16 protein-coding genes are annotated in these 14917 nt (G+C 71.4%); 6 read left to right on the top strand and 10 right to left on the bottom strand.

Annotated features, from left to right (window positions below; all coding sequences use genetic code 11):
• Positions 1-26: 26 nt before the first annotated feature.
• Positions 27-458: a MarR family winged helix-turn-helix transcriptional regulator gene (locus Ato02nite_RS14025; RefSeq protein WP_213006910.1), complete on the bottom strand. Its 432-nt coding sequence runs from the start codon at positions 456-458 to the stop codon at positions 27-29.
• An 89-nt stretch (positions 459-547) separates the two neighbouring features.
• On the opposite strand from Ato02nite_RS14025, the gene Ato02nite_RS14020 reads away from it, so the two are divergent.
• Positions 548-1156, top strand: coding sequence for an FMN-dependent NADH-azoreductase (locus Ato02nite_RS14020; protein WP_213006909.1), 609 nt, complete (start codon positions 548-550; stop codon positions 1154-1156).
• Between the two features lie 16 nt (positions 1157-1172).
• Here Ato02nite_RS14020 and Ato02nite_RS14015 read toward each other — a convergent pair whose 3' ends face one another.
• Positions 1173-3455 (bottom strand): ATP-binding protein, encoded by a 2283-nt coding sequence (locus Ato02nite_RS14015; RefSeq protein WP_246606876.1) that lies wholly within the window; start codon positions 3453-3455, stop codon positions 1173-1175.
• 174 nt (positions 3456-3629) lie between these two features.
• Here Ato02nite_RS14015 and Ato02nite_RS14010 point away from each other — a divergent pair, with 174 nt between their 5' ends.
• The 5 genes from Ato02nite_RS14010 to Ato02nite_RS13995 all read left to right on the top strand — a co-directional run bounded on the left by Ato02nite_RS14010 (position 3630) and on the right by Ato02nite_RS13995 (position 5909).
• Positions 3630-4046, top strand: a complete 417-nt coding sequence (locus Ato02nite_RS14010) for a carboxymuconolactone decarboxylase family protein (protein WP_213006907.1) — start codon at positions 3630-3632, stop codon at positions 4044-4046.
• A gap of 14 nt (positions 4047-4060) precedes the next feature.
• Positions 4061-4459, top strand: a complete 399-nt coding sequence (locus Ato02nite_RS14005) for an iron chaperone (RefSeq protein WP_213006906.1) — start codon at positions 4061-4063, stop codon at positions 4457-4459.
• A gap of 90 nt (positions 4460-4549) precedes the next feature.
• On the top strand, positions 4550-4684 hold the full coding sequence (locus Ato02nite_RS52500) for a hypothetical protein (RefSeq protein ID WP_281419738.1): 135 nt from the start codon (positions 4550-4552) through the stop codon (positions 4682-4684).
• A gap of 155 nt (positions 4685-4839) precedes the next feature.
• Complete coding sequence (locus Ato02nite_RS14000; RefSeq protein ID WP_213006905.1) at positions 4840-4995, top strand: hypothetical protein; 156 nt, start codon at positions 4840-4842, stop codon at positions 4993-4995.
• Entirely contained in the window at positions 4992-5909 is a 918-nt protein-coding gene (locus Ato02nite_RS13995) for a hypothetical protein (protein WP_213006904.1), read from the top strand. The genes Ato02nite_RS14000 and Ato02nite_RS13995 overlap by 4 nt, the downstream gene beginning before the upstream one ends.
• 106 nt (positions 5910-6015) lie before the next feature.
• On the opposite strand, the gene Ato02nite_RS13990 is transcribed toward Ato02nite_RS13995, so the two are convergent.
• The 8 genes from Ato02nite_RS13990 to Ato02nite_RS13955 all read right to left on the bottom strand — a co-directional run bounded on the left by Ato02nite_RS13990 (position 6016) and on the right by Ato02nite_RS13955 (position 14910).
• Entirely contained in the window at positions 6016-7182 is a 1167-nt protein-coding gene (locus tag Ato02nite_RS13990; protein ID WP_213006903.1) for an MFS transporter, read from the bottom strand.
• A gap of 80 nt (positions 7183-7262) precedes the next feature.
• Positions 7263-7457 carry a DUF397 domain-containing protein gene (locus tag Ato02nite_RS13985; protein WP_213006902.1) on the bottom strand — a complete coding sequence of 65 codons (195 nt, stop codon included), beginning with the start codon at positions 7455-7457 and terminating at the stop codon, positions 7263-7265.
• Between the two features lie 70 nt (positions 7458-7527).
• Positions 7528-9225: a DUF6311 domain-containing protein gene (locus tag Ato02nite_RS13980; protein WP_246606875.1), complete on the bottom strand. Its 1698-nt coding sequence runs from the start codon at positions 9223-9225 to the stop codon at positions 7528-7530.
• A gap of 66 nt (positions 9226-9291) precedes the next feature.
• A complete protein-coding gene (locus Ato02nite_RS13975; protein ID WP_213006900.1) occupies positions 9292-10743 on the bottom strand; it encodes a DUF1593 domain-containing protein in 1452 nt (483 codons plus the stop codon).
• Positions 10740-11726: a sugar phosphate isomerase/epimerase family protein gene (locus Ato02nite_RS13970; RefSeq protein ID WP_213006899.1), complete on the bottom strand. Its 987-nt coding sequence runs from the start codon at positions 11724-11726 to the stop codon at positions 10740-10742. Before Ato02nite_RS13970 ends, Ato02nite_RS13975 begins: the two co-directional genes overlap by 4 nt.
• A 1-nt stretch (position 11727) precedes the next feature.
• Positions 11728-13092 (bottom strand): FGGY family carbohydrate kinase, encoded by a 1365-nt coding sequence (locus Ato02nite_RS13965; protein ID WP_213006898.1) that lies wholly within the window; start codon positions 13090-13092, stop codon positions 11728-11730.
• Positions 13085-14032: a transketolase family protein gene (locus tag Ato02nite_RS13960; protein ID WP_246606874.1), complete on the bottom strand. Its 948-nt coding sequence runs from the start codon at positions 14030-14032 to the stop codon at positions 13085-13087. Before Ato02nite_RS13960 ends, Ato02nite_RS13965 begins: the two co-directional genes overlap by 8 nt.
• Complete coding sequence (locus Ato02nite_RS13955; protein WP_213006897.1) at positions 14029-14910, bottom strand: transketolase; 882 nt, start codon at positions 14908-14910, stop codon at positions 14029-14031. The genes Ato02nite_RS13960 and Ato02nite_RS13955 overlap by 4 nt, the downstream gene beginning before the upstream one ends.
• Between the last annotated feature and the right edge of the window lie 7 nt (positions 14911-14917).

Genomic DNA, 14917 nt, shown 5'->3' with positions numbered 1-14917 from the left:
AGCCACCACCGAATCTGTCGGATGACCTAACCGGCCCGCAGCACCTTTCCGAGCGCCGATGCGACGGCGCGCGACTCGGCCGCGGTCATCCGCGACGTGAAGTGCCGCCGGATCGCGTCGAGGTAGACCGGGGCAGCGTCGCGCAGCCGCTGCCGGCCGGCCTCGGTGATCGCGGCGTAGGCGGAACGGCGGTCGTCCGGGTTGCTCTCCCGGCTCACCAGGCCGGCCGCCTCGAGCTGGTCGACCACCCGGCTGGCCCGGGTGCGGCTGACCACGGCGGCCTGGCCCAGCTCCCCCATGCTGAGCCGGCGCCCGGGCGCCGAATTAACTTCCAGGAGTACGTCATACCAGGTCAGCGGCAGTCGACAGGTGGTCTGCAGCTCGCGGTCGATCAGCGGGACGAGCGCCGCGTGCACCCGCAGCAGCGCCGCCCAGGCGGCCGGATCGGTGTCGCTCATCACCCGAGAGTACCCAACTATTGTGCGTGCGCACGCATTGACTTAATAATGTGCGTGCGCACGCATCTTCGCCATCGTCGGGAGTCACCATGAACTCGGTCCTGCACCTCGCCGCCTCGCCCCGCGGCACCGCCTCCGAATCGCGGGCCATCGCCGCCACCTTCCTGTCCTCACTGGAGGCTCCCTTCGAGGAGTACGACCTGTGGGACGGCACCCTGCCGCCGTTCGGTCCCGAGGCGGCCGCCGCCAAGATGGCCGTCTTCGCCGGCGAGCAGCCGACCAGCGCGGCCTGGGACGCGGCGATCGCCACTTTCCGCCGCTTCGACGCCGCCGACCGGTACGTGTTCAGCGTGCCGATGTGGAACGCCGGCATCCCGTACATCCTCAAGCAGTTCATCGACGTGGTGAGCCAGCCCGGCCTGGTCTTCGGCTTCGACCCGGCCACCGGTTACCGCGGCCTGCTGCGCGGCAAGCGCGCCGCGGTCATCTACACCAGCGCGGTGTACGGGCCGGACCGCGGCCCGGCCTTCGGTGCCGACTTCCAAGCGCCCTACCTGGAGGACTGGCTGCGCTGGGCCGGCGTCGAGGACATCCGCACCATCCACTTCCGCCCCAACCTGGTCACCGCCGACGCCGACCAGGCCCGGAGCCTGGCCCACGCCCAGGCGCGAGACCTGGCAAAAGGCTTCCTGCGATGAGGTGCGGGCGGTGGGCTCACCCCCGCCGCGCCCGCTCCTCGTCGTACGGCCGGCCCAGCTCCCGCGCCAGGCCGATGATCCGATCCAGCAGCGGGCGCGCCTCCTCCGGGCGCCCCGCCGCCCGGCACGTCTCGGCGTAGGCCTGCAGGCAATCGATCTCCAGCTGCACCTCGTTGAGCGGCCGCAACAGCCGCAGGGCCAGCCGGTGCCGGTCGAGGGCCTCGGCGAACGCGCCGGCGGTGCGCAGGGCGATCCCGGCGGCGTTGTGGCAGAGAGCCTGGTTGTGCGGCAGATGATGCTCCTCGGCGAGGCTCAGCGCCTCCCCGAGAACCCGCCGCGACTCGGCCGGCTCATCTGCGGCCAGGGCCACGCCCAGAGTGACCAGCCCGGTGATCCGGCCCGGCCCGTCGGCCAGGGCGACCGAGGCCCGAGCCAGCGCGGCGGCCTCGTCCCGATCCCCGAGCTGCAGGGTCACCCAGCCCTCGGCGGCCAGGGCCTGGGCTTGACCGCCGCGTTGCCCACCCTGCTCGAACAGCTGACGGGCCCGCCGGAGGTGCCGTCGCGCCGAAACCGAATCACCCAGATCCCGATACACAAACCCGATCCGCAAAGCCAGAGCCGCCGCCAACTCATCCCCCGACGCGGCGCCGCCGGCTGGCCCGGCGCGGCCGGTGTCGCCGGGCGGGTCGGTGGCGCCGGCCTTTTCGTAGGCCTTCAGTGCCTCGATTAGGCGGCCCGCTGCGGCGTAGGCGAAGCCGAGGTCGGCCAGCAGCGCTGAGCGCTCGCGGTGGCGGCCCAGGCGCCGGCAGGCGTCGGCGGCGGCCGTGAGCATGCGGGACTGGTCGTCGGTGCCCCGGTGACGGAAGAACCAGACCCGCATGGTCTGCGGCAGACCGGCCACCACCTCGTCGGCGCCGAGCCGGACGGCGGCGTCGAAGGCGGCGACCAGGTTGACGTATTCGAGGTCGAACCACGCCATCGCCGCCGCGGGATCGCCGCTCTCCGGGCGGTCGCGGCCCGGTGCGGGCAGGATCCGGTCGTGGTCGACGGCCCGCGCGAGGTAGTGGGTGACAACCCGGCGCAGGGCGTCGCCGGCCTTCGGCTCCTCCTCGGCGGCCAGGTCGGCGGCGTAGCGGCGGATCAGGTCGTGCATCCGGTAACGGCCCGGTGCGGTCTCCTGGAGCAGGTGGGCGTCGACCAACTCGTCCAGAAGATCGTCGACCGGCTGGTCGTCCAGCGCGGCAGCCACACCGGCGTCGAAGTCGGCGCCGGGGAGCACGCCCAGCAGCCGGAACAGGCGCCGCTGGGCCGGATCGAGCTGCTGCAACGACATCCCGAACACGGCGTCGAACCGGCCGGCACTGTCACGCAGCCGCTCGGCCAGCACCGCGACGGTCCAGCCGGGTCGGTGACGCAGCCGAGCACCGGCCATCCGCAACGCGAGCGGCAGCCCGCCGCACAGCCGCAGCACCTGCTCGACGGCCGCTCCCTCAGCGTCCGCGTCCCTCCCTGCGGGGGCGGGCGCGAGGCCGGCCGCGCGCCCGAACAGCCGGGCTGCGTCGTCGTCGCCGAGCGGCGTGAGGGTCACCGGCGGCACCCCGTCCAGGCTGACCAGGCGGTTGCGGCTGGTGATCAGGACGGCGGACGGACCGGCGCCGGGCAGCAGCGGGCGCGCCTGGTCGGCGTCGGCCGCGTTGTCCAACAGCACCAGCGCGCGGCGGCGGGACAGCTCCGATCGCCACAGCGCGGCCCGCTCGGCGGTGCCGGCCGGCAGGTGCGTGACGTCCAGGCCGGCCAGCAACCGGGCCAGCGCGGCCTGCGGTTCGAGCGGTTCCTGGCCGGGGGTGAAGCCCTGCAGGTCGAGGTAGAGGCCGCCGTCCGGGAACGACGGGGCCAGCCGGTGGGCCACGTGCAGGGCCAGGCTGGTCTTGCCGACGCCCGCCATGCCGTCGACGGCGACCGCGCCGACCGTCCGCAGTAGCTCCTCGACCTGCGCGGACTCCTCCTCGCGGCCGGTGAAGTCGAACAGGTCGGCGGGCAGGTCGTTGCGGCGCGGGGCGGGAGCCGGGCCGGCCTGGGTGGCCTCGGTCCAGATCGCCCGCAGCGGCCTGGGGTCGCGGCGCACGACCCGGCAGAGGGCGACGACGGCCTCCCACGGCGGCACGAGCCGGCCGGTCAGGTAGCGCGACAGCGACGAGCTGCTCAGCCCGGCTTCGCGGGCCAGAGCGCGCAGGCTGAGCCCGCTCAGCTCCTTGATCCCGGCGAGCTGAGCGACCAGGCGCTCCGGCGGGCTGGACACGTGCAACACCGTACTTGTCCCGCCCCGCGGCGATGGATCACCGTCGAGTTTTCCCAGCTCAGGGCGTTGCCGAGTGTCCCACAGCGTCCCACGGCCCGCGCGGCCCGGCACCGCCCGGTGGTCGGATGATTCCCGTCGGAGCAAGGAAGCCGTCCGGAGGAGGAAGGAGGCGCGATGCGGACCGAACGGATGCCGGATCCGGTGACGCTGGTTCCGGGCGCGGCCGAGGCCCTGGCCACTCTGAACAACGCGGTCACGCAGGCCGGGTTGGACGGCCGGCTGCTCGCGCTGTGCCGGCTGCGAGCCGGCCAGCTCAACGGCTGCGCCGCGGGCGTCGAACGGGCCGCCCGGTTGGTCACCGCGCCGGAGCAGGTGGCCGTCTGGCGGGACACCCGATGGTTCTCCGAGGAGGAGCGGGCCGCGCTGGCCCTGACCGAGGCGGTGACCGGGGCCGAGGTACCGGACCGGGTGTGGGACGTCGCCGCCACCCATTTCGACCAGAAGGAACTGGCCGCGCTGCTGCTGGCCGTCGCGATCACCAACGCCGAGAACCGGATGGACACGTCGACCCGCCGCCAGGCGGGCAGGTAGAGGAGAAATCAATCATGGCTGCGAAGAAGTTCACCGACGAGGAACGCGCCGCGATGCGGGAGCGCGCCAAGGAACTGAAGAAGGGGCCGGACACCGAGGCCGACGTACTCGCGAAGATCGCCGACATGACGGACGCGGACCGGGTGCTGGCGGAGCGGGTGCACGAGCTGATCAAGGCGGGCGCCCCGGACATCACCCCGAAGCTCTGGTACGGCATGCCCGCCTACACCCGCAACGGCAAGGTGCTCTGCCACTTCCAGCCGGCCGCGAAGTTCAAGACCCGATTCGCCACCCTGACCTTCAGCGACCAGGCGAGCCTCGACGACGGCGCGATGTGGCCGGTGTCGTTCGCACTGACCGCAATGACCGCGGACGCCGAAGAGCGGATCGCCGCGCTCCTGAAGCAAGCATGAGACCCGGGGCTACCGCTCGACGTGCACGCCGAGCGGTGAGCCCTCCATGCCTAGTAGGCGTAAGACAACTAGTCGCTCTACGATGCCCTGATGACTGCCGAAGAATCGATGAACACGTACGACAGGCATGTCCGAGCTCGAATGATCGACTTCTTCACCCTCGAAGGCCTGCCGTGGCCTCGGCGACTGTGGGACGTCGGTTCCCTGCTCGCCCTGGAGGACTGACCTCATTACTGAGCAAGCCGCTGCCATACCGCAGCCCGGCTCACAGCCGACTAAGAGAGGTCATCGATCATGCCCGCGGCGGGTATCTGAGCCGCTGGGCGGCCGCGGCCGCCCAGCCGGAGGGACAGCGGCCACAGCCGGAACGGCTCGCTCGCGTGGTCGCGGCACATCTGCTCGATCTCGGCTACGACGCGAGCCACCTGGCGGCATGGATCGGGCAGCTTGCCCACCAGCGGGTCGGCGTCGACGAGGTGCTGCAGGGCGCAGTTGCGCTTGACGCGGCCACGCCGCGGGAGTTCACCGTCGAGTGACGGCGCGAGATCCGTTGAGCGCGGCCAGTCAGGTCCGCGAGCTGGTCGAGCGCGTGGTGGCGCGATCCTCCTTTGGGCGTGGCAACAGGAACGAGATCAGGTTCGCCTCGAAGCTCTGGGTGGACGAGCACCCCGCGCCAATCCCCTTCGCCACGCCGGCCAGAGGCGCACACGTGCTGTCGCTGGTGAACGAAGGTCACCTTTACCAGGTCGATGGCCAACGCAATCTGATCGACGACGCCTTGGAGCTGGCAGCGCCGGTGAATCGCGGTGCGCTCGGCCCAGCGATCGCGGGGGCGTGGGCCGCGATCGAATCGCTGCTCTCACATCCGGACCATCCCGCCGAGGAGGAGCGATCGGGCAAGGCCGTCGCTGCCGACCGCTTGGCCGCGATCATCGCCTGTTCGTGGCCTCGCGCAGAACTGACCGCTCTGGCCCACCAGCATCGACCGTTGAGACCCGATGCTCTATTCGAGAGACTGGCAGCGTGCACGTCCAACCGGGAACGGGCGTCCGCGGTGGCGGAGTCCTTGACGGCCGGCAGCACGCTGGAACTGCCCGACCGCTTCCGGCGTGACGCCGACATCGCGGCGGTGCATCGGATGCGCCGGGTTGCCATGAACCCCGGAGGAGAGCTGGCGCAAGCGGTTACCGTCTTCCGGATCGCGATGAGGCGCCTGTACCGAGCCAGGAATATCGTGTTGCACGGTGGCTCCACGCAGGGCGTGGCACTCAAGGCGAGCCTACGCATTGCCGCCCCGCTGATAGGTGCCGGACTCGACCGAATCACCAATGCCGCGCTGGTCGAAGGTCTCGCCCCTCTCGACCTCGCGGCCCGAGCCGAGGTCGGGCTGAAGCTGGTCGGGGGTGAGACGGGCCTGACCGTGGTCGACCTGCTCGAGCCCTGCAGGTGATATCGAAAGAGTCTCCAAAAGCAAAGAAGTCCCGGCCAATTGGCGGGGACCTTTGCTTGAGCCGCCAATATACAGGACAGTCGGCCACCTCCGTCAAGTAACACCCTCAGCGGCGGCGGGGCACGAAGCGGAACAGGGTCGCCGCCGCGGCCAGGCCCACCAGGCCGGAGACGCTGACGCCCCAGGCCAGGCCGGCCACCCCGGTTACCGCGGAGAGCAGCACCGGGCCGAGTGCCGCGCCCCCGTCGGCCAGTTCCCGCCATACGCCGAGGAAGGTGGGGCGGCCCAGCGTGGGGGCGGCGTCCGCGCCGAGGGTGTTCACGATGCCCGAGCCGATGCCGTTGCCCAGGCCGATCACCATCGCTACCGCGCCGAGCGTGAGCACCCCGTGGGTGAGTGGCAGGGCCAGGAATGACAGGCCCATGACCAGCGTGCAGGGCACGGCCACGGCGCGGCGGCCCCAGCGGTCCATCACCAGGCCGGCCGGGTAGAAGACCAGCGTCTCGACGGCTCCGGAGACGCCGAACAGGATGGACGAGGTGCTGGCGTCCAGGCCCAGGTGGTGTGCCCAGAGCGGCACCACCACCTGCCGGGTCTGCCGGATGGCGGACAGCAGCAGCACCCCGACGCCGAGGGTGAGCAGCGTGCGCCGGTGGTCGCGGGCGATGGTCCAGGTGGAGATCTTGGACGAGGCGGCGGCCTGCGAAACCAGGTCGGGCACGGTGTAGGCGATGGCCCCGGCGCCGGCGATGGCCACCAGCGACATCGTGTACGCGCCGTCCAGGCCGGTCAGGGCGATCACCCCGGCGCCGGCGAACGGGCCGAGGAAAGCCCCGATCCGGGCTACGCCGCCGAGGGTGGACATGGCCCGCGCCCGCATACCGGGTGGCACCACGTCGGTGAGATAGGACTGCCGGGCCAGCTGGAACACGGCGGAGGCCGTCCCCATCGTGAACACCGCGGCGGCGAAGGTCCACAACCCGAGGTCGAACAGGCACAGGGCGATCGCGGCGACGCTCAGTGCGGCGGCGGCGACCATGGCGCGGCGCTCGCCGAAGCGGGTGGTCAGGATGCCGGCCGGGATGTTCGACACGATCGAGCCGACGCCCATCAGCGCGACGATCAGGCCGGCCGCGGCGATCGTGGCGCCGCGCTCGATCGCGCTGATCACGATCACCGGCGCGATGACACCCTGGGAAAACCCGGAGAGCAGGGACGGACCGTACGCCGAGACGGCCACCGACCTCAGCCGGAAGGTGGTGTCGCTCGCCATGCCCGGCATCTTCCGCGCCGGCCGGACGCGTGACCCGCACGCCCTCCCGGGGCGTTGGCTGGGCCACACCGGCGGCGGGTTTACCGGCCGTCGAACTCCCCGGCTTTGACACCGCGGACGAAACTGGTCCACGCGACGCCGGTCACCGCGAGCGGGCCGGCATCGGGGTTCTTGGAATCACGGACGAGGATGCCGTCCCCGGCGCGAGCGACTTCCAGACATGAATTGTTCGCGCAGTAACTCGATCTCGCCCAATGGATTTCGACGCTGTACATAGACGGAAGTTACAACGGCGTGGAGATCCTCGGTGTGCTTCCGGAGTGCCAAGACGGGGACGGGAATCCGTCAGGTGTTCAGCGGCCACACCTCGACGTCGCCGACCTGGATCGGCGGGCCGAGCACCTCGGTCAGCACGCTGCGCACCTGGGTGCGCTTGTTCCATCGGGGCAGCAGGACGACGATCCCGGCCCGCCAGTAGTTCAGGTCGGCCCGGATCGCCCGGTGCTCGTCGGCGCCCAGAATGGGTGCGACGCCGGTGGTGCGGATCTGCTCGATCAGGGTGACCGTGTAGCGCGGCTCGCCGAACCAGGTGCCGGTGTTGTCCCGAGGTGGGTCGACCGGGCCGAGGAAGTAGCCGCGCGGGGTCGGGAAGGCCAGGTTGCCGACCGCCGCGATGCGCATGCTGTCCCGGCCGGTGATCATTGCCGGCAGCGGGACCATGACGACGCTCTGGCCCTCCTTCAGGTAGGGCCGCCACATCTGCTGCGCGAAGAACGCCGGCACCGGGCGGGTCATCGAGGTGGGCAGCGGCTGCGGGAACATCGGCACCAGCGCCAGGGCCATCCCGGCCCAGAAGGCGCCGCGGCCCGGGCGGGGAAGCTGCCGGGCGCGGTCGGCGGCCAGCGCGAGTAGCACCCCGGCGATCGTGGTGGTGGCGAGTGCGAACCGGGGTGTGGTCACCAGGTCCAGCAGCGGGACGTGCTCGGTCCAGCCGAGCGGGGCCGGCCCGAGCGTGCGCGTCCGGGTGGCCCGCAGTTCGGAGCCGAACGACATGACCAGCAGCACGAAGCCGGCGAAGGCGAGGGCCCGGGCGGCCATCGACCGCCACAGCAGCGCGACGGACACGATGACCATGAGGCAGATGCCCGGCCCCCAGAACATGGCGTCCTCGGTGAGGCTGCCCCCGGTCACCTGCCGGGCCAGGGCCTCGCTGCCGGCCAGTGATCGCCGGGGGTAGGCGGCGATCGAGCCGAGCGGGGTGGCGTACTGGTCGACCCGGAACGGCACCCCGCTGTAGTGGCCCCGGCCGAAGAACTGGAAGTGGAGCGGATAGGCCAGCAGGACCACGGCGACGCCGGCCGCGACCAGCAGGCCGGGCAGGCACTGCCGCCAGGAGAACACGAAGCCGACCGCGACCAGGGCGAGCGCGATCGCCAGCAGGAGCAGGAACTCCTCGTTGACGAAGACCTGGACGGCGATGAGTATGCCGAGCAGCGCGCCGCCGCGCCACGTCCGGCCCGGTTCGCGCAGCCGGATCACCTGCCACACGATGAACGGCACCACGAATCCGGCGGTGAAGTTGGGCTGGCCGTTGGCGTGCGCCACGAAGCCGGGGGCGAACCCGGCCCACAGCCCGCCGATCCAGGCGGCGGGCCGGCTGTCGACCAGGTGCCGGGACAGCAGCCACCACCAGGCGGCCGCGGTCCCGGCCAGGCCCAGCACGATCAGCAGCACCAGGGTGAGCCCGGGACCGTAGAGGTGGGTGACCGGGGCGAGCGGGATGCTGACGGCCAGCATGGAGGTGTTGGCCATCAGGTTCACGCCGTCGGGGAAGTTCAGCCGGGTGGTGAACAGCGGCGAGTCGCCGTGAAAGACCACCCGCTCGCCGTGCGCCATCATCGCCAGGAAGAAACCGTTGTCGTCCTGGTTGTAGAGCAGCCGCCGGGCCGGGTCGGGCACGAGGTCCCGCACGATCCAGGCGGCCAGCAACACATAGCTGGCCAGGGCCCCGGCGTCCGCCCAGCCGGCGGAGATCCGTTTCACCCACACATGGTGGACGGACGCCCGGGTTAACGATGGCCCGGTTGCGTTAACAGAACCGGAAGATTGTCAGGACACTCGGATGATCACCCGGTCGTAGCGGGTGAGCGGGAATCGCCCACCGGTGGTCCCGGCCAGGATGATCGAGATGGTCTGGCCGGGTTTCGCGTCGGCCGGCACACTGACCGTGCCGCGCGAGGTGACCGGTACGACGCCGGGATAGGTGCCCTCCTCGCGGTACTGCCACCAGCTCGTGGTCACGCCGCGGGAGGTCCGCGCGGACAGCCGCACGGTCGAGCCGGGGCGGGCCCGCAGCGATCCGGCGCCGACGATCCGGACCGACGGCGGTTGATCGCCGGCCTCCGCCCGTGGGGTCAGAGTCCACCGGATCCGGGCCGCGAAGTCGTTCTGGGCGGCCGCCGCCCACCGGGTGGTCGAGTCGGCGGTGCCCAGCTTCCACAGGTTCGGGGAGGTGCTGACCTGGGTGGCCTGGCCGCCCCAGCCGCCCAGCGCCGGGTTGTCCGGAGCCTGGATGCCGGTGTTCAGCAGCGGGTTGAACGCCACGTTGTCACCCTCGGAGAGGAAGTCGTACTTACCGAGCGGTGGGCACCAGCCACCCGGCGCGAGGACCGGGTCGCCGAAGATGTCGAGCGGGTCACCCGGCATCGCCTGCCCGTCCAGCCACGAGCGGTACAACGACCCGTACGGTCCGATCTGGATGTTGTTCTTGATCCAGTCGCCGCTGAAATAGGGGCCGCGGGTGTTGCCGGCTCCGCTGAAATTGCAGTTGTAGCCCCAGGTGGCATATCCCGCCGACAGTTCCTCGACCCGGATCGCGGGCCATTTCACGGCGATGTAGTCGGCGTACGCCTGATCCTGGAAACCGCTGGCCAGAATGACCGCCTTGGCGGAGACCGCCCGCTGGACGCGGGACCACTGCCGGGTGCCGGAATAGCGGTCCTCGATGGATTTCAGCGCGCGGGCGATCGTCGAGGTGCCGCCCCAGGCCTGCAGGTAGAGCGGCCGCGAATCGTGGTCGAGCAGCAGGTCACGGATGAGGTTCGAGCCGGGGGTGTCGGCCGCCATCTCGCCCTCGAAGACGATGTTGCCGACCCGCACGGTGGACAGCAACTTCGCCGGACTCGGATAGGCCGGATCATGCCGTTTCAAATTCGGATAGACCTTGGCGTACGCCGGAAGCACTTGATCTTGAATGGTTCGGGTCCCGGTCCACCGCCAGGAGGTCTGCGGCGTGGTGTATTCACGATCGGGCAGGAAGAATTCGGTGCCCTTACCGTCCCCGGCCCAGTGGAACTTGCTGCTGGTGTAGACGATGCCCTGGGTCTCGACGTCGTTGGTGTAGAGCAGGTAACGGATCAGCGAGGCGAGATCGTCCTGCTCCATGTCGGTGGTGACGACGGTGCGCGGCTTGACCGGCGCGGCGGAGTGCGCCGACGCCGATGCCGGGGCGGCGGCGAGGAGGGTGCCGAGCACGGCGACCCCGGCCACGAAGAGTCTCATTCGACCACCTCGCCGAACAGCGCGGCCTGGACGAGACGCTGGGCGGCCATCGCGTCCTGCCGCTCCTGCGCCTCGGCCAGGGCGGCCGTGTCGAGACGGTCGAGGGCGCGGTAGATCCGCTTCAGGATCCCGATCGAGGTACGGGCGGCGTCGACCGAGTCCTCGCGGAACGGGAACTGGTCGAGCTGCCACACGCCGTCCCAGTTGTTCTTGCGCAGGGTGTGGAAGAACTCGAAGATCTCGGTGAGGTGCACGGTGCCGACGACCAGATCGTCGTCCCAGCCGCGCAGGTTGTCGTTGACGTCCATGCCGTAGAGGCGGCCGTGGTCGATGATCAGCTGGGCGGCGTCGGCGGGCGACTCGCCGCCGTAGAGGCTGTGCCCGAAGTCCAGCAGGATGCCCACGTTGTCCAGGCCGATCTCCTGGATGCCGAGCAGCGAGCGGGCGGCCGAGTCCCAGGTCATCTTCACCCGGGGTTCGCGCGGCTTGTACTCGATGGCGAACTTCAGGTCGGGGTGGGCGCCGGCCAGCTCGCGCATGCCGTCCACGGCCAGTTTCCACAGCGTGCGGTGGTCGACCTGGAACGGGTAGTCCCAGCCGTCCTGGCCGGGCCAGATCTTCACGTAGTCGGCGCCGAGCTCGCGGACGATCCCGGCGGCTTCGTGCATGAGATCAAGAGCCACCTTGCGTACGCCCGGATCGGGGTTGGTGAACGCGCCGCGGCTGAACCTGCGCAGGTAGATCTCGGGCGTGATGCCGATGGCGGTGAGGTTCTGCGCGGCGAGCGCGTCCTTGACCTCGTCCAGGCCGACGCCGGGGGTGAACGGGTAGTTGAGGTCGACCACCGACAGGTCCTCGACCTGCCCGGCCAGCTCGATCGCCTCGAGGGTGGTGCGGGCCGGGCCGTAGCCGTCGGTCGCGTACCGGTCGACATAGGTGGCGAAGTGCCAGAGTCCGGCTCCGAAGCGGGGGTAGTCGGTCATGTCAGCTCCTTGCTGCGGGGGTGCGGGCCCGGGCCACCGCGTCGCGCCAGGCGTGGCGGACGGCCGGGTCGCTGGGACGGGGTTCGAAGTCGTCGTAGTCGAGCGGCCGGGCGATGCCACCGGCCAGGAAGGCCGCGCCGAGCGCGGAGAGGCCGGCGGTGCGCGCCCGGCGCACCGGCCGGCCGGTGAGATCGGCCTGGATCTGCATGAGCTGGTCGTTCTCGCTCGCACCGCCGTCGGCGAGCAGCCGGCCGGCGCCGCCCATGACGTCGACGACGTCGGCCACCTGGTGGGCGATCGACTCGACGGCGGCGCGGGCCAGCTGTTCCGGGCGGGTGCCGAGAGTGAGGCCGCTGATCAGGCCGATCGCGGTGTCGTCCCACCAGGGTGCGGCGAGCCCGCCGAAGGCCGGCACCAGATGAACGCCGTCGCTCGCCGCCGACAAGGCCATGTCGGCGATCCGCGCGGCGGTGACGCCGAGGAAGCCGGCCAGCCAGGCGACGGTCGCGCCGGACGAGCGGATGTTGCCCTCGGCGGCCAACTGGTCGTTCCAGGCCACGGTGAGGCAGACGGCGTCGCCGGCGACCTCCCCGAGCCGCATGATCGACGAGCCGGTGCCGTAGGTCGCCTTGACGTCGCCCTCGCCGGCGCCGTGCGCGTAGAGGGCCGCGTGCGAGTCGCCGAGCACCGCGGTGATCGGCAGGCCGGCCAGCACTCCCCCGCGCTCACCGATCGTGCCGAGCTCGCCGGACGACGGGATGATCGCCGGGAGGACGGCGGCCGGGATGCCGAACAGGTCGAGCAGCTCCGAGCTCCACCGGCCGGCCCGCACGTCGAGCAGCTGCGTGCGAGAGGCGTTGCCGACCTCGATCCGGTGGTTGCCGGTCAGCGCGAACAGCAGCCAGGAGTCGACCGTGCCGACCGCGGCCGACGGGGTGCGGTCGAGCAACCATCGCCACTTCGCGGCGCTGAACATCGGGTCGAGCGGGAGACCGCTGATCGCCCGTACCCGATCGGCGTCCTTCCGCAGCCCGTCGCAGACGCCCAGCGCGCGCTGGTCCTGCCAGCCCAGCACCGGCCCGGCCGGAAGGCCGGTGCGCCGGTCCCAGACCACCGCCGATTCGCGCTGGGTGCTGAGCCCGACCGCCCGCACCGCGCCGCGCGGCACCCCGTCGAGGCACCTCGCGGCGGCGGCCAGGACGCTGTCCAGGATCTCGACGGCGTCCTGCTCGACCCACCCGGGTTGCGGGTAGCGGATCGGCACCGGCGCGCTCGCCTGGCGCACGACCGCGCCGGCCGCGTCGACCAGCAGGCACTTGGTGGCACTGGTGCCCTGGTCGATCGCGAGGACGAGGCCGTCAGCCATGGGCGAGCTCCACGGCGGCCGCCCGGATGTCGGCGGCGGTCAGGCCGAAGTGCTCGAGGAGGAACTCGGTGTTGCCGGTCGGGGCGAACTCGCGGTGCACGCCGAGCATCCGCATCCGCACCGGTGCCGGCGAGGAGACGACCACCGAGGCGACCGCCGCGCCGAGCCCGCCGGTCGTGGTGGCCTCCTCGGCGGTCACGATGCCCCGGGTCTCCCGGACGGCGGCCCGGATCGCCTCCTCGTCGAGCGGGGCGATCGTCGACATGTTCAGCACCCGGATGGAAACGCCCTGGCCGGCGGCCTCCTCGGCGGCCTGCAGCGCGCGCGAGACCATCGTGCCGGTGGCCACCACGGTGACGTCGGTGCCGTCCCGGAGCGTGCTCGCGGTGCCGAAGGTGAACGGTAGGTCCCCGGTCACGGCGGGCACCTTGAAGCGGCCCACCCGCAGGAAGACCGGGGTGGCGGCGGCCGCGGCCCAGCGCACGGCGGCGCGGGTCTCGCTCGGGTCGGCCGGCACCACGATGCCGAGTCCGGCGATCGCCCGCAGCCAGGACAGGTCCTCGATCGAGTGGTGGGTGGGGCCGAGTTCGCCGTAGGCCATGCCGGGGCTCATCCCGCACAGGACGACCGGCGACTGGCTGTACGCGACGTCCGCCTTGATCTGTTCGAGGGCCCGGCCGGTCAGGAACGGCGAGGCGCCGCAGACGAACGGGATGTAGCCGCTGAGTGCGAGACCGGCGCCGACGCCGACCATGTCCTGCTCGGCGATGCCCACGTTGATCAGCCGGTCGGGGAACTCGGTGGCGAACCCGACGAGGTTGCTGGAGCCGACCGAGTCGTTGCAGACCGCCACGATCCGCTCGTCCAGCCGGGCCAGCGCGATCAGCTCGTCGGCAAAGGCGACCCGGCAGTCGAAAGTTTCCTGCACCGGAGCGCTCACCGGGCCAGCTCCACCGTCGCCAGCGAGATCTGCTCGGAGCTGGGCACCTTGTGGTGCCACTCGACGCGGTCCTCCATGAAGGAGACGCCCCTTCCCTTGATCGTGTTGGCGATGACGCAGGTCGGACGCTCGCCTCGCGGTGCGGTGAAGACATTCAGCAGCTCTAGATGATCATGTCCGTCGACCACGTGCACGTCCCATCCGAAGGCCCGGAACTTGTCGTCGAGCGGGTCGAGCGCGCTGGTCTCCTCGGTGCGGGCACCCTGCTGGAGGCGGTTGCGGTCGACGATCGCGGTGAGGTTGGCCAGGCGGCGGTGCCCGGCCGTCATCGCCGCCTCCCAGTTGCTGCCCTCCTGCAACTCGCCGTCGCCGAGCACCACGAAGACGTGCCGCTCGGAGCCGGCCAGCCGGCCGGCCACCGCCATGCCGACTGAGACCGGCAGGCCGTGGCCGAGCGGCCCGGTGTTGGTCTCCACACCCGGCACCTTGACCCGGTTGGGGTGCCCGTTGAGCGCGGACAGCGGCGCGGCGAACGTCGCCAGCTCCTCCTGCGGGAAGAAGCCGGCCGCCGCGAGGGTGCTGTAGAGCGCGCCGGCGGTGTGGCCCTTGCTGAGCACGAACCGGTCCCGGTCGGCCCACTCCGGGTGCTCCGGGTCGACCCGGAGCACCCCGAAGAACAGCGTGGTGAGGATGTCGAGGACCGACATGTCACCGCCCACGTGACCCAGGCCGGCCCGGCCGATCATGTGCAGGTCGGCTGCGCGGGACTGGTTGGCCCGCTGCCGCAACAGCTCGCGGCGTCGCTCCGGCGCGGCCTCGGCGATCTCCTGCCGGAGCAGGCGCCAGGCAGCGGCGGTACGGGGGTCGGCGACCAGCATGGGGTTC

Origin of the sequence: Paractinoplanes toevensis (assembly GCF_018332695.1) — a bacterium.
GTDB lineage: Bacteria > Actinomycetota > Actinomycetes > Mycobacteriales > Micromonosporaceae > Actinoplanes > Actinoplanes toevensis.
The sequence above is the reverse complement of the archived record's forward strand: the minus strand, read 5'-3'. Positions and strand labels throughout refer to the sequence as shown.